Below are 14172 nucleotides of genomic sequence, written 5' to 3' on the forward strand. Positions count from 1 at the left end.
CAGGTGTAATTTCTAGAGGCATCTCTCTTTTTTTGCTTCCTTTTTATGTTAGGTTTCTTCCATATTTCGCACAGCTTCTGTCCTTGATAATCCCCAACCATTATAATATGAGATTTTCTCAGGGAAGAATAGCCAACTTCTATCAAAATCACCGGAAATCAAATCAAGAAATTTCTGAGCGATTGTTTTACTATTCCAATTTTTTGAGACAAACTGATGTAATTCAGATCCTGCATTTTCCCTCAATTCGGGACTTAAACACAGCATTCTTAGTGTTTCTTTTATTTGGTCAGGTAGAACATAAAACGAAGGAGGAATGGCATCTTTGGAAATTTCTGTCTTAATAAACTCGGCATAATACCCACCTAACAAAACCGGCTTTCCAAAAGAGGCAGCCTCAGAACCCAATCCTCCAAGGGGAAGATCCGAATAGAGTTCATCCAATACAAGATCGCAAAGGATTAACTCTTTCATTACTTCACTATTCGGCTTGTTTACTATTTCCACCCAATCAATGTCTATCCCTTCGGACTTCAATTCATCGACAATCTTCCTAAAAAAAGCCGTACCCTTAGCATTAGGTCTTGAAGGAGCATGTAATATTCTCACAGAATTGCCTTTCAGATTTTTTTGATCGGGTTCAATTTCGCGCATCACAGTAGGGAAACCAATATTCATCCCATTAATGAATGGTCGGCGATTAAAATGTGCGTGCTGTGGATAATTAATAAAAATATCAGCATGTTCCTCAAAAAATTCAACTTTGTTTTTGGTTTGGATGAAATTACCTACCATTTCAGAAACAGAAAATTGACCACCTTTAGAATCGTCTTTGTAAATTCCACTCATTATAGAAGGCCTTGTATCACTTCCAAGTGATACATAAATTATTTTCTTCTTGAAAAATCTCAGAACCTTATATTCCCAGTATTTAAGGAGAGTGGAATCTGATCCAAGAATGAAAACATCATACTTTAAAACAATCCAAAAAATAACCAAAGGAGATAGTAGGCCACACAATACTTTGTTGAAAAAACTGTTTTCAACCCTGAATTTTCTGCAAACTTCAATGTAATAATTCAAAAATGGGTGATTGTATTTCTTGTATTCATTATACTGAAACTTAAAATACCTGTTGTTGATATAGCCTACCTCATTCCCTAATTGGGCTAAGCCAACAAATAAATTCACATAATATCCAGCAATCTCAGAGAAACCAACCAGAATCTTTGGTTTTTTTATTTGGGAATTTACCATCAATTTAAAACTTGGTTTAATTCCTGTCTATCAGGGAAATTTACTAATACACCCATCCCCTTTTGCTGATAGACTACCATACTCCCTAAGGCAACAGCAGAAGCTCCACCCTTGGAAACAACATTTTTGATGTCTTCCACAGAACCTGCTCCACCATGAGCAATAACTGGGATTGTACAATTTTGTGTCACTCTTTTTACTAAGTCAACATCAAATCCTTTCCAGGTTCCTTCCTGGTCAATCGAAGTAAGGAGGATTTCTCCGGCTCCTAATTCCTCCACTTTTGCTGCCCACTCCACAGGATCATGTCTGTAATTCTCAGTACCATTGAGGCCATATACCTGGTGTTTTCCCCAAAAATTCTTCTTTACATCTATTGCTACGACCACTGCCTGACTTCCGAAAATTCTGGAAATATCGGTAATCAATTCAGGCTTGGTAAAGGATGAAGTGTTGAGAATGACCTTCTCAAATCCAATTTTAAAAACCGACTCTGCGTGCTCCAAACTGGAAATCCCCCCTCCATAGCTCAAAGGCATAAAACATTCAGAACTGATCTCTTTCAAGATTTCCAAATTGGGGCCACGCTTTTCACCACTGGCAGCAATATCTAGAAAGGACAGCTCATCCACCTCCAGTTCATTAAAAATCCTGCAGGTATTGATGGGATCGCCAATGTACCCAGGCTTTTTAAAGTTGACAGTTTTAACAAGGACTTTATCCTTCAAAAGCAAAACTGGGATTACCCGAGTTCGAAGCATAATCAGAGAGAGGCAAAATTTGAGAACAACTTCATTCCAAATCTGTGACTCTTTTCAGGGTGAAACTGCGCACCGAAAACATTCCCGTGTTGAATAATACTGTCAAAATTGACTCCATAGGGTGTTTTGGCCAAACTATCTTTTTGATCCGAACAAGTCACATAATAAGAATGGACAAAATAAAACCTATACTCTTCTTCATCCATTCCTTTTGTGAGAGGACTTGGATTTTGAAGTTCAATGATATTCCAACCCATGTGAGGAACTTTAAGAGTCTTATCCTCAAATCTAAATTTAGTGGTAACCGCATCTATAAATCCCAAACCTGGAAGGATACCTTCTTCGCTGGACTTAGTCAATAGCTGCATTCCCAAACAAATACCCAAAAAGGGAACCTTGTCCTCCAATGCCTTTTTACTCAAAGCAGGAAGCAATCCCCTATTGTTGATCTGTGTCATGGCATGATCAAATGCTCCAACACCCGGAAGAAGTATCTTTTCCGCTTCCAAAATCACTTCCGGTTTATCGGTAATTTGGGAATCAACACCAATCCTCTTCAACATATTGACGACTGAACCAAGATTACCCAGTCCGTAATCAACTATTGTTATCATCAGATTTCATAGGGAAACAATACTTTAGGTAAAAACTCATGGGCACCAAATTGGACTTGGCCAGGATAAAAAATAGGGGTCTTAAATTTTCAAACCTCTTTTTGTAAGTTTTAAAATCTCTAAATGACCGTTTTGGACCATTCATGATTTCATCATACGCTTGATCTGTAAGGTCAAGACGTTTTTTGACGTAGGTAACAAGTTCAGGATCTGGCTTTATTGGAGTATTGTAAATCTCCAACGCTTCTTCACGAGAGATCACTCCTGTCCTCGCTTCGGCTGATAAACTCCAATTTCGGTTATCAATTCCAAACTTCTGAGGGTTGTATACGGTATGAAGAAAGCTTGTGGATCGGTTTTCCAAATGATGGCCCCCATAGTATGTCCAACCAGTTTGTTCGGCTAGGATCTCCCTTGCCTCAGGTTTGGAATACGAGATGTACCATAGTGGCCGAATGAACTGTTGACGGTAAACCATCGCCCATTTGATGAACTGGAAAAAGGTCATGTTGGGGTAGGTCTTCATTTTAAGTTTCCCATACTTCTTATGGATGCTTTCAATGTATTTCCCGTCAAAATAATTTTTTCCTTGTGGAGAAATGCCTTCGGCCATAAAAGAATGCCCCTCCAAAATGTATTTGATCCCATACTTGGCGGCAGCACTTCTCAATACCTGTACAAATCCGATGTCCGTACTGGCATCAAATTCCGGAACTCCTGCAAGCAAAAATGATCGAAAAATATCGTCAGCTTCTTTGTTGTCTACGACATAGGTATAAAGATCAACTTTAAGTTTAGAGGTTACCTTTCTGATATTTTCAGTGGCAATAGAGGAATCCCATGTATTGTCATAGTGAACTGCCAAAGGCCTCAATCCCCACTCTTTTGCTTTGATCAAAAGATAAGAGGAATCAGTACCACCGCTCACACCAATGACACAGTCATATTTTTTCCCTTTACCCTTTTTCTTAATCTCTTCCAGAATTCCAAAAAGTGTCTGTTCACCTTCCGGAGTTCCCGTTTTATAGGTATCTCTTAGCGAGTCTATTTGTCTGCAATAATTGCATACACCTGCGTCATCAAAGGAAATGGATGGTGTACGCTCATCATAGATACACCTGGTACAAATTTTCATGAATTAGAAATACTTAAAGTCTACTCCGGAATCAGAAATTAGAACTTCTCCAATAACCTTGGCAGGCTGGCCAACTACAATTTGAAAATCTTTGATGTCTTTATTTACAAAAGCTCCAGTGCCAATCACGCAGTAGTTACCGATAGTAACACCCTTGGAAATAACAACATTTGGAGCAATGTATACATTATTGCCTATACTCACAGGACTTCTCTCTATTGGAAGCTTTCCGGAGGACAAGGTCTGTTTTACATTGTCATGGGAATAAATATGAACTCCGGCTGAAATGGTACAAAAATCACCGACTTCCAATCCTCCACTCCCATCCAAAATGGTAAAAGGACCTATCCAGCAATTTTTCCCAACCCTGACTTTTCCCAAAACCAAAGAACTGTCATAGATTGAAGTACTCTCCCCAAATCCAAGATTTTTAGCTCGTTCCCAACGATCTAGAAGTGTTTCATTAAACGGGAGCGATCTGTCGAATTGTTGGATGAAAGCTTGGTCAAGTGTAGAATGAAGCTTTTTGAGATTTTCAAAAAGCTCCTTTTCCACATTTGATGAAATTGATTCTATCCGGTTCAATTGGTCTTATACTGATTTTTCATCCAATCGGAAGTACGGAGAATTCCCTCCTCCAAATCAACCTGCGCTTTAAAGCCAAGAACCTCCTCCGCTTTCTTAACACTAGGAATTCTGATAGCAATATCAGCTGATAATGGCGGCTCAAAAACAATTTTTGAATCCGATTTTAACACTCTACATACTGTTTGAGCTAATCCCAAAATGGTTATTACTGCTCTTGCATTTCCTAAGTTAAAGCTGTTTCCAACCGCTTTAGGATCTTCGATGCATCTCACCAAGCAATCCACAAAATCGTCCACAAAACACCAAGCTCTAATTTGGTTACCATCCCCATCAATTTTAATATCCTGGTTGGCTAATGCTCTTTTGATAAAAATCTGAATTGCTCCCTCCCCTGTTTGACCTGGACCGTAAACATTGAATGGCCTAACGGTCACAACTGGCAAGTTATATTGGCTGAAATAAGCATGTGCTAAATGTTCTCCTGCTAGTTTGGAAACGGCATAAGTCCATCTTGCTTCACCTGCTGAACCAGATACCGTCTGATCCTCTTCCGAAGACCTGAATGCCATGGATCCAAAAACCTCAGATGTTGAAAAATCAATAAATCGATCTTTCACCCCGTTTATTCTTGCGGCTTCCAAGGCATTGGAGGTACCGATCATATTTACCCTCATTGTTCGTACCGGATCCTTAATAACGGTATCGATTCCTGCAATCCCCGCAGCATGAACTACCACGTCAGATCCAGCCATGCTTTTAGTCAGTAATTCAACGTCAAGAACATCGCCTTTGATGATTTTGATATTGGGATGATTTGCAAATCGGCTAGAACTGAGTGTATCCCGGTGGAAATTATCATATACAGTGATCTTATTGTTCTCGACATAATGTCCGATCAACGTATTGGCAATAAATCCGGCACCACCAGTGATAAAAATATTCTTATTATAAAGCATTATTTGAATTGATTAATTACGTCACAAACATAGCTGACTTCCTGCATAGTCAGCGTTTCACTTAAAGGGAGAGCCAGTCCACAGGAATAGGCTTTGAAGGCTGAAGGAAACTGAATCTGCGATTCAAATTGATACTTATTCCGGTAAAAGGTCATGGCAGGAATACACTGCGCACCATAATTACAGAATATTTGATGTTCCTTTAGCCAAAGAATCAGTTGATTTCTAGTCTCCTCATTTTGGCAGACCACATGGAAAGTTTGCCATGAATGAGTATATCCTTCGGGTACACTTGGCAGCATAAGGATATCTGTTCTCAATGACTTAAGATAAAAATCAACGAGTATTTCCTTGTGCTTGAAAATCGAAGGCAATCTCCTCATTTGGCTGGATACCAAAGCAGCTTGAAAATCAGTCAGGCGATAATTGAAGCCAGCTTCCACAAATTCCATTGGAAAACTCCCCGGCTTTATTCCGTGATTTCTCAACGTTTTGATCTTATCATCAAATTCCTTTGTTTTTGAAATCACAATTCCCCCCTCACCAGAAGTCACTGACTTTCTAGGATGAAGAGAAAATGAACCAAAATCCCCAAAGGTTCCGGCAAATTGATCTCCAATTTTAGCTCCAATTGCACATGCTGCATCCTCGACCACAGCTAAACCATAGGCATTGGCCAATCGATTGATTTCGCCCATGTTGGCACAAAGTCCAAATTCATGCACCGGCATGATACATTTGGTCCTCGAGGTTATTTTATTCTCAATTTGTGAGACGTCAATGTTAAACGTGCGCAAATCAATGTCCACAAATACAGGAGCTGCTCCTACCAGTTCAATGACATTGGCGGTGGCTATGTAGGAGAATGCGGGGATGATTACTTCATCTCCCTCTTTTACTCCCAATGCTATTAATGCTAAGTGAAGACTGGCTGTGCCGTTGCTTACAGCTGAGGCATAATTTGAACCTGCCAAAGTGTTGATCTTTTCTTCAAGTAAAGCGACTTCCTTACCCTGAACAAGATTCCCGGATTTTAATACGGTTACAACAGCCTGAATGTCCTCGTCATCCAGGTATGGCCGGGAAAGGAATATTGGATGTTGAATTTTTCCCTCCATCAGGTCGTTGAAAAAGGATGTTTTGCCATTTCACCGGCTGCCAACGGGTGGTATTCACCCACAAGACCTAAAGGCTTCATGTGTCTGATATCATGAACCAGCTGAATACTGTTCACCGCTTCATCCAATCCAAAGCCCTTTCCTTCAAGCACATGCTCATAAGAATGTGTATGCAGTTCTGTAAACCCATCACTGAATTCAATTTCTTCTCCTTCCATCGAAAGTGACCTAAAAGTCCTACCTCCTTTGGCTTTAACCGAATCCGGAAGGGTATCTGCGTTAATGCTCAAAAACCATCGAACTCGTGCCTTTTCCAGCTCCAAGTAACCTGCTGCTCGATCATGAGTATGGATATGAACCTGATTGGTCTTTACTTTTCCAAAAACCCAAGTTAGCATGTCATAAAAATGAACTCCAATATTTGTCGCAATACCGCCTGACTTAGTCACATCACCTTTCCATGAAGTGTAATACCAGTGACCTCTTGATGTAATATAGGCTAGATCAATATCGTAAATCTTATCCTTTGGCCCATTTTGAATACGCTCTTTCAATGCGATAATGGAAGGATGCAATCTTAACTGGAGAATATTAAAAACTTTTTTCCCATGCTCTTTTTCGACTTCTTTTAAGGCTTCAATATTCCATGGGTTCAATACCAAAGGCTTTTCGCAAATAACATCCGCCCCAACCCTTAAGCCAAATCGAATGTGGGAATCGTGCAGATAATTTGGGGAGCAAATACTAACGTAATCAACTCTGTTGTTTGTCCTTTTTAGCTTTTCAACATGTCGATCAAATCGCTCAAATTCAGTAAAAAAATCAGCATCAGGAAAATAACTGTCCATGATTCCTACGCTGTCAAACTTATCATATGCTGCCAACAGAATATTTCCTGTGTCTTTGATGGCTTTCATATGACGGGGAGCAATATATCCTGCCGCCCCGATTAATGCGAAATTCTTCATTCTTTTTATGTTTCAGAAGAGGTGTGGCAAACAGGAACATTCATTTTCCCTTCTACCACCCTCCATTTTATTTGACTTTGGAAACTTTTCCTTCCTTAAGCTGATACTTTTCATTTGACTCTGAACAGATTGCCTCACCAAGTTCATTGAATTCCAATCTTTGGCCATATTCACTCATCCAACCGATCTGTTTGGAAGGATTTCCAACCACCAAGGCGTAGGCAGGGATTGTTTTGGTCACCACCGCACCTGCGCCGATAAAGGCAAATTCTCCAATATCATGCCCACATACGATAGTTGCATTAGCGCCAATCGTTGCTCCTTTTCCCACATGGGTTTTTGCATATTGGCTTTTGCGGTTGATAGCACTGCGGGGATTAATCACATTGGTAAATACCATGGAAGGGCCTAAAAAAACATCGTCCTCACAAGTCACTCCTGTATAGATTGAAACGTTGTTTTGCACTTTTACATTGTTGCCCAATACCACTTCCGGGGAAATCACCACATTCTGGCCTATGTTGCAATTCTCCCCTATCTTACAATTAGGCATTACGTGTGAGAAATGCCAAATTTTTGTTCCTTTTCCAATATCACAGCCTTGATCAATTACGGCTGTTTCGTGAGCAAAATATTCCTTCATCAATTAAAGAAGCTAGACACCATTTCGATAATATAATCCTGCTCATCGGTTTTCATTTCCGTGTGAATAGGCAATGACAAGACTTTTTTGCACAACTCTTCGGAAATCGGGAAGTCTCCTTCTTTCCCCCCAAACTCCAAATAGGCTTTTTGAAGGTGCAAAGGTACCGGATAATAGATCATACTTGGAATTTCTTTTTCCTGAAGAAAAAATTTCAATTCGTCCCTCTTCCCACCTTCAATCTGGAGGGTGTATTGGTGAAAAACGTGAGTGGAATTTTTTGCTCTTGCTGGTATTATAATGCCTTTTACATTTTTAAACGCAGCATCGTACCGATCTGCTACACGGTTTCTTGAAGAAGAATATTCATTCAGATGATCAAGTTTAACACTCAGAATGGCAGCTTGCATGGTATCTAATCTGGAATTAACCCCAATGCTGTCATGAAAGTATTTCTTTTTTTGTCCATGATTGGCGATCATTTGAAGCTTCTCAGCCAACGAAGAATTGTTGGTGAAAATTGCCCCACCATCTCCATAACAACCTAGGTTTTTGGAAGGAAAAAAGGAAGTAGTTCCGATATCCCCCAGTGTTCCAGCCTGAGCAACTCTTCCATCCGAAAAAGTGTAAACAGCACCAATTGCCTGTGCAGTATCTTCAATAACTTTTAGATTAAGATTTCTTGCAAAATCGAGGATGTACTCCATGTTAGAACATTGCCCATAGAGATGGACAGGAACAATTCCAACTGTTTTTGGGGAAAGTTTAGATTCCAGTTGATGGTAATCCAACTCATAGGTATCCGGTAAAACGTCAATGAAGACCGGTTTTAATCCCAACAAAGCAATGACCTCTACCGTAGCGACATAAGTAAATGCGGGAACAATAACCTCATCGCCCGGTTTAAAATCCAATGCCATCATCGCTATTTGCAAAGCATCAGTTCCATTTGCACAGGGTATTACATGCTTAGCACCGGTGTAATTCGCTAATTTTTCAGCGAATTTTTTTACCTGTGGCCCATTGATAAAAGCGGTTGTATTTAAAACTTCCTGAATGGCAGAATCAACCTCTCCTTTAATCCTTTCATATTGGGACCGGAGATCCACCATCTGAATTGATTGCATAGTTTTTTAAAATTTAAATTAAAAGAAGTGTGGGTGAAAGACTCCTATCAACTAGTTCTCCCTTTGGTATTCGATGTACAATTTTCCGGATACAAATAAAATCCCAAAAAAAGCACCTAAAAAGGCAGAAAGGATTATCACCACAGGAAAGGAAAGATTGGAAGGGTTGGTTGGATAGGAGGGATTAACAAAGGTTGTGAAGATAGGAGTGTTGTTTTTCAACTGAAGCCTTGCGCTTTCCAACTCCTGTCTCAATCCATTGTAAATATTAAATGCCATACTGTACTCAGCCTGCAATTGTTCCTCTCTGGATCTTGCCTGCTGCGAAATAAGTCCTTGGTTGGAATCTCTAAAAGAAGCCAATCTTACCTGTGCTTTCACAAAATTTTCTTCAGCTTCAGTCGCTCTTTGTTCAATAAAACCCAGATTGATACGCTGCTTTTCAGTCCGGTAATTAGTCACAAAATCAATGATTTTATGAAATATCAGGCTATTCAATTCAGCAGATGCCAATGGATCAGATAATTTGACCGAGAGGTTAATCACCTTTCCTTCATTCTCAATCTTTATTTTTCTTTGCAAAAACCCAATCAAACCTTCTTCCTGCTGAGTTAAAACCTGGAAATCCTTTCCAAACTGAGTCTCTGATTCGATTATGGTCTGAAAGTTTGAATCTCCAGCCATCGATTTTCTTGCGGTCAAGTTTCTGAGCGTTTCAAAAACCCAGTCCTTAATTTTTCCCAAAAAACTTCTTGGTCTTTCCCTGAGAAGGTATTCTTTTAATGTCACCCTTTTTCCAATATTCTGAAAGTAAAATTCCTCCTCCAAAAGGGACTTTAAAAATGGCTTACTGTAGACTAGTTGCGGATATAGTTCAGGTGGGAAAGTAGCTTCGAATTTGTTTGAAGATCCAGGTAATGACATCCCTGCAAGTCCCGCAAGACCGGAAAGTTGCCCCATACCTCCAAGTTCGCTGTCTTCAATTTCTGACAGCTTTGCTGAAACGGATTCATACTCTTTGGTAACCGAAATGTGATAGATGATTCCCAAGATCAAAAAACCAACAGTAAACTGAATAATAAGCTTCTTGCTTTGATACAAGAGTTGAATTACCTCGGCAACCTTAACCTGGTCTTGGGCAAATACATCTTTTACCTGTTTGTTCATTCTACGCAGTTTCTTCAATTGGGCCCCTTTGGGGGAAAACATTAATTCCCGGACCCGGATAAATCTATGATTTGCACAATAATTAACCCTAAAGTGGCTAATCCAGTACCTATCGCCACCCATTGCTGTGGACCCAAAGGCACTCGTTCTGGCTTCTGAGGCACTATAATCTCGGCACCTGGCTCAAGATTAGGGTAAAATTTAACAAAGAGTAGGTTTCTGGTCCGTCTTACATCTCCATTGGCATAAACCACATAAGACTTACTGCGTCTCGCTTCTTCAGTAAAACCTCCAGATCTGGAAATATATCCTTTGAAACCTCTGCCTGCTTCAAATCTGGCAGTAGTGGGAAATAATACCTGTCCCCTCATTCTAACTGTTTGAAGTTCCTTAGGTACTCGAATGATATCACCCTCCATTAATATCAAATCTTGAGAGGATCCTGGATTTTTTAATATCTGCTCCAGGTTTATACCTACAAGTTCTTGCTCTTTGAATTCAATTTTCACTTTTGCAGAATCCGACATATCCAAAAGCCTGTTGAGCCTTAGATCAGGATCTTCATCCTCCAGTTTCTTCTTTTTCATTTCCTCTTCCCTTTTCAATTCCTCTTTGGCTTCGAGTTTTGAATTGATTCGTTCCAAAAGAATTTTCTCCGCCTCATTTAATAGAATATCATCTTTTTCAAGCTTTTCAGCCACAGATTTAAGATTCTCTTCTTTTATCTCCGAGTCATTTTTTTCCTTAAAATATTCGGTTCTTCTCACTAAAGTCGCCCCCTTTGCATAGGCAAATTGATTTAGTCCCCCGGCTCTTTTAATTAGATCAGAAATTCTTTCTGTCGCATTGCTAAGAGAAAATTCACCGGGATAAAATACTTCCCCTTCAACAGTCACCAGTTTTTGTCTTTGGAATCCTGGACTTTTGCGGATAAAAATGTGATCAAAAGGTTGAAGAGCAAAATCAGATTCCTGAGGTTTCAATTTTAAATCAGCATCGATATCAAGTGTAATAATTTCAGCAATTTTTCCGGTTACATCATTTCTTACCCTTCTTGCTATTTCTATATAGGAATTCGAAGCAGCTTCCCTAAAACCACCGGCTTTTACAACCAAATCAGCAACAGTCATTTTTTCAGCAAAAGCGTAGGCCCCGGGAATATTCACTTCTCCGGTGATTTGAACATAAAACTCCTCCCTCAAATCATACATGCTTGAAATGCTTAAGACATCCTCACGCTTGAGCTTTACATCTGGAATAGACCCATTCAAAATCCCTTCAAGATCGATGGACATAGATTCCAAAGTCAAATTCTCCTTGGTTCTATAGATTACTGCTCTTTTTGTATAAGCATCTCCTGTCAATCCTTCCCCTTTTTGAATGAGTTCTTTGATGCCAATTCCTCCTTCGGGAATGGAATATTCACCGGGTCTAAAAACAGCTCCAGAAAGTTGAACCCTATTTTCAAATCGATTGATAAGCTCACCTACTTTTAGCTCATCCCCATCTTTAGGTTTGAAATTTTTGAATTCTTCGGCAGCAACGTCCTCTACATTCATTTGTGTTGAAGTCGTTCTCCTAACCGTGATACGGTCTTTGTATGCGTTACTTGAAAATCCACCAGCAAATCGAAGTAAATCTTCTAGTGACTCTCCATCCTTCATTTCAAAAAAACCCTCTCTTCTGACAGGGCCAGATATCTCAACTCTGTTTCGAAAAGGTTGAACAATAATTACATCATTATCTCTTACAGTAACGTTGGCACTATGCTCCCCTCTTGTAAGGAAATCATAGATGTCAACTTCAGCGAAAAGTTTACTGTTCCGATATAGTTGAATGTATCGGAAAGTGCCATTTTCGTTTGGCCCCCCGGCTGCAAAAAGTGCATTGAAAACCGATGCAAATGAAGGTAAAGTATAAGTTCCAGGACGGGATAACTCTCCAACCAAAGAAACAGATATCGTTCTGATGTTTCCCAATCTGATTTCCAAAAAGGTGTTTGGATTTGAACCGCTCAAACCCGAGTAAATTTTTGATAGCGAACTCTTAATTCTGGACGTAGCGGCTTCGATCGTTGCTCCCCCCACTTGAACTGGCCCAATATTAGGAATCAAAATCTTTCCCTCAGGATTTACTGTCAGGTCAAAAGATTGTTGGGAAACCCCATAAACATCCAGCAATAATTGATCACCTGCACCAATAACATACGTCTGCGGTGTTGGAATACTCAAACTTGGGTTGAAATTAAGCTCCCGATTATGGAAAAGTTTAAAACCAAAAATCTTCTTTTGCTTTGGGGTAAGGTCAAAATAAGGGTCAGATTTTCTTAAAGAATCAAATAATTTGGGATCCATCTCAAAACCCTGTATTTCCCTTATTTGATTTGATCCTTGTCGGGTTGTTTTTGCTCCCATTTCCTGACTTTTGCCACCGGATCTAATTTGCATTATTCTTGCCCGGAGCTTAGCCACCTCTGTGACTGGCATTCCTTTTTCAAGGGCATAAGCTTCGAGTTGATCCTCTGTCATTCCCGCTGACTCAGCCCTTTTAATCAATTGCTCGATTTGTGAATCGGAAAGATTATCTACTTTGATATTTTGTATATCCGCGAATGACTGAGCTTGAACAGCATCTACTGTAAAGAAATACATTAAAAAAATAAATGGGATAATTACCCATTTCAAACTATAAGATTGATTCATTTTCTCAACTTTCATTTGCACAAATTAAAGTAAGATTAATTGTTTTTCACCTATTCAAATTTTCAAACCATATTCACAGCTTCGCCCTTTCAGTCACAATTCATGTGCCTAGCAGGTCAAATTGATTCGGTAAAAATCAAATACCGGCTTGCCGGTCAAAAAGCACCAGCCCACCTGAAGAAATACGGCCAGGTGCCAGCGTAAAGATTACTTTTCGGTCTATAAGGTCTTCAAGTCTTTTTGCCAAATGATTGAGGTATTCATGGTTCAGATTTTCCCCTGAAACCAAGACGTCAATTGTCCCCGTATCGCTTCCACGCGCGATATCTCCAGTCAAAATTACCTGCTCGACCTCTCCTATTCTCTCGAGGATCTGCTCCAAAAGCATGTCCAAACCAAGGTGTTTTCGAATGATATCCCGAATATTGGTGTAAAATGGATGACGAACATTGGCCTGATACTCGATCTTATTCTTAGCGGAATGTTTGACCAAAATACCGGCGTTAGTTAAGTTGTTTAGTTCTTTCCTTATCGCGTTGGTTGATTCGCCAAACTCTTCTGACAATCCCCGTAAGTGGCTGTGATTTTGTGAATTCACAAAAAACTTGATCAAGAGACGCAATCTGGTCTTTGACGTTATTAATGATTCCAACATAAAAAATCCGTTAAATAATGAGCACCAAAGGTACTCATTTCATTATTCTGGAAAAATAAAAAAGCTCTTTTTGCAGTGAAAAGAGCTTTTTTCTATGTGTGTAATACTTACCCTCTGTAGACGTTTTTGGGAGTCTTTTGGAGCAAATTTCGAAACAAAACTCCTGTCCAACCGCTAAATGCACCCAATAAAAATCCGACAACACCTGTAATTGCAATCAATGTCATTCCAGTGCCCAAACCCATCAACTCTCCCATTCTATCTGGCAAAGGACTCGCAGTAGTAATCCCAAGATAAATGCTCTGACCAAGCCAAGTCAAGCCCATACCCAATCCACCTCCCAAAAATCCCCCTATTCCATTAGGATATATCAAAGCACTCAGCACTCCAATGCCAATCATTACTACCCAAAACGGGGCCACTGGATTCAGAAAAACCACCAGAATAGCAGTCATAAGTGTTAGAAATATGAATCTCATCG

At 39.7% G+C, this 14172-nt stretch carries 14 protein-coding genes; all 14 read right to left on the reverse strand.

Annotated features, from left to right (window positions below):
* Positions 1-48: 48 nt before the first annotated feature.
* On the reverse strand, positions 49-1257 hold the full coding sequence (locus D0X99_RS18985) for a glycosyltransferase (RefSeq protein ID WP_119479452.1): 1209 nt from the start codon (positions 1255-1257) through the stop codon (positions 49-51).
* Positions 1257-2018: an AglZ/HisF2 family acetamidino modification protein gene (locus D0X99_RS18990; protein WP_119479453.1), complete on the reverse strand. Its 762-nt coding sequence runs from the start codon at positions 2016-2018 to the stop codon at positions 1257-1259. The genes D0X99_RS18985 and D0X99_RS18990 overlap by 1 nt, the downstream gene beginning before the upstream one ends.
* Positions 2019-2020: 2 nt before the next feature.
* A complete protein-coding gene (hisH, locus tag D0X99_RS18995) occupies positions 2021-2632 on the reverse strand; it encodes an imidazole glycerol phosphate synthase subunit HisH (RefSeq protein ID WP_119479454.1) in 612 nt (203 codons plus the stop codon).
* Positions 2616-3767 carry an N-acetyl sugar amidotransferase gene (locus tag D0X99_RS19000; protein ID WP_119479455.1) on the reverse strand — a complete coding sequence of 384 codons (1152 nt, stop codon included), beginning with the start codon at positions 3765-3767 and terminating at the stop codon, positions 2616-2618. The genes hisH and D0X99_RS19000 overlap by 17 nt, the downstream gene beginning before the upstream one ends.
* Before the next feature lie 3 nt (positions 3768-3770).
* Entirely contained in the window at positions 3771-4322 is a 552-nt protein-coding gene (locus D0X99_RS19005) for an acyltransferase (RefSeq protein WP_119479507.1), read from the reverse strand.
* A 26-nt stretch (positions 4323-4348) separates the two neighbouring features.
* Positions 4349-5311, reverse strand: a complete 963-nt coding sequence (locus D0X99_RS19010; protein WP_119479456.1) for an NAD-dependent epimerase/dehydratase family protein — start codon at positions 5309-5311, stop codon at positions 4349-4351.
* Positions 5311-6429 (reverse strand): DegT/DnrJ/EryC1/StrS family aminotransferase, encoded by a 1119-nt coding sequence (locus D0X99_RS19015; RefSeq protein ID WP_119479457.1) that lies wholly within the window; start codon positions 6427-6429, stop codon positions 5311-5313. The genes D0X99_RS19010 and D0X99_RS19015 overlap by 1 nt, the downstream gene beginning before the upstream one ends.
* Entirely contained in the window at positions 6429-7397 is a 969-nt protein-coding gene (locus D0X99_RS19020) for a Gfo/Idh/MocA family protein (RefSeq protein WP_119479458.1), read from the reverse strand. Before D0X99_RS19020 ends, D0X99_RS19015 begins: the two co-directional genes overlap by 1 nt.
* Before the next feature lie 67 nt (positions 7398-7464).
* On the reverse strand, positions 7465-8040 hold the full coding sequence (locus D0X99_RS19025; RefSeq protein ID WP_119479459.1) for an acyltransferase: 576 nt from the start codon (positions 8038-8040) through the stop codon (positions 7465-7467).
* Positions 8040-9167: a DegT/DnrJ/EryC1/StrS family aminotransferase gene (locus D0X99_RS19030; RefSeq protein ID WP_119479460.1), complete on the reverse strand. Its 1128-nt coding sequence runs from the start codon at positions 9165-9167 to the stop codon at positions 8040-8042. Before D0X99_RS19030 ends, D0X99_RS19025 begins: the two co-directional genes overlap by 1 nt.
* 51 nt (positions 9168-9218) lie before the next feature.
* A complete protein-coding gene (locus tag D0X99_RS19035; protein ID WP_147392269.1) occupies positions 9219-10334 on the reverse strand; it encodes a hypothetical protein in 1116 nt (371 codons plus the stop codon).
* A gap of 41 nt (positions 10335-10375) precedes the next feature.
* Positions 10376-12985: an SLBB domain-containing protein gene (locus tag D0X99_RS19040; RefSeq protein ID WP_233553760.1), complete on the reverse strand. Its 2610-nt coding sequence runs from the start codon at positions 12983-12985 to the stop codon at positions 10376-10378.
* 187 nt (positions 12986-13172) lie between these two features.
* Positions 13173-13649 carry a DeoR family transcriptional regulator gene (locus D0X99_RS19045; protein ID WP_317133439.1) on the reverse strand — a complete coding sequence of 159 codons (477 nt, stop codon included), beginning with the start codon at positions 13647-13649 and terminating at the stop codon, positions 13173-13175.
* A 149-nt stretch (positions 13650-13798) separates the two neighbouring features.
* Positions 13799-14170: a hypothetical protein gene (locus D0X99_RS19050; RefSeq protein WP_119479463.1), complete on the reverse strand. Its 372-nt coding sequence runs from the start codon at positions 14168-14170 to the stop codon at positions 13799-13801.
* Positions 14171-14172: the final 2 nt, after the last annotated feature.

It is taken from the genome of Algoriphagus lacus, from assembly GCF_003583985.1.
GTDB classification, from domain to species: domain Bacteria; phylum Bacteroidota; class Bacteroidia; order Cytophagales; family Cyclobacteriaceae; genus Algoriphagus; species Algoriphagus lacus.

Coding starts and splice junctions, on each gene's coding strand:
- D0X99_RS19030 (WP_119479460.1), bottom strand. CDS start 9,167: ATGCAATCAATTCAGATGGTGGATCTCCGGTCCCAATATGAAAGGATT.
- hisH (WP_119479454.1), bottom strand. CDS start 2,632: ATGATAACAATAGTTGATTACGGACTGGGTAATCTTGGTTCAGTCGTC.
- D0X99_RS19025 (WP_119479459.1), bottom strand. CDS start 8,040: ATGAAGGAATATTTTGCTCACGAAACAGCCGTAATTGATCAAGGCTGT.
- D0X99_RS18990 (WP_119479453.1), bottom strand. CDS start 2,018: ATGCTTCGAACTCGGGTAATCCCAGTTTTGCTTTTGAAGGATAAAGTC.
- D0X99_RS19020 (WP_119479458.1), bottom strand. CDS start 7,397: ATGAAGAATTTCGCATTAATCGGGGCGGCAGGATATATTGCTCCCCGT.
- D0X99_RS19000 (WP_119479455.1), bottom strand. CDS start 3,767: ATGAAAATTTGTACCAGGTGTATCTATGATGAGCGTACACCATCCATT.
- D0X99_RS19050 (WP_119479463.1), bottom strand. CDS start 14,170: ATGAGATTCATATTTCTAACACTTATGACTGCTATTCTGGTGGTTTTT.
- D0X99_RS18985 (WP_119479452.1), bottom strand. CDS start 1,257: ATGGTAAATTCCCAAATAAAAAAACCAAAGATTCTGGTTGGTTTCTCT.
- D0X99_RS19010 (WP_119479456.1), bottom strand. CDS start 5,311: ATGCTTTATAATAAGAATATTTTTATCACTGGTGGTGCCGGATTTATT.
- D0X99_RS19035 (WP_147392269.1), bottom strand. CDS start 10,334: ATGAACAAACAGGTAAAAGATGTATTTGCCCAAGACCAGGTTAAGGTT.
- D0X99_RS19040 (WP_233553760.1), bottom strand. CDS start 12,985: ATGTATTTCTTTACAGTAGATGCTGTTCAAGCTCAGTCATTCGCGGAT.
- D0X99_RS19015 (WP_119479457.1), bottom strand. CDS start 6,429: ATGGAGGGAAAAATTCAACATCCAATATTCCTTTCCCGGCCATACCTG.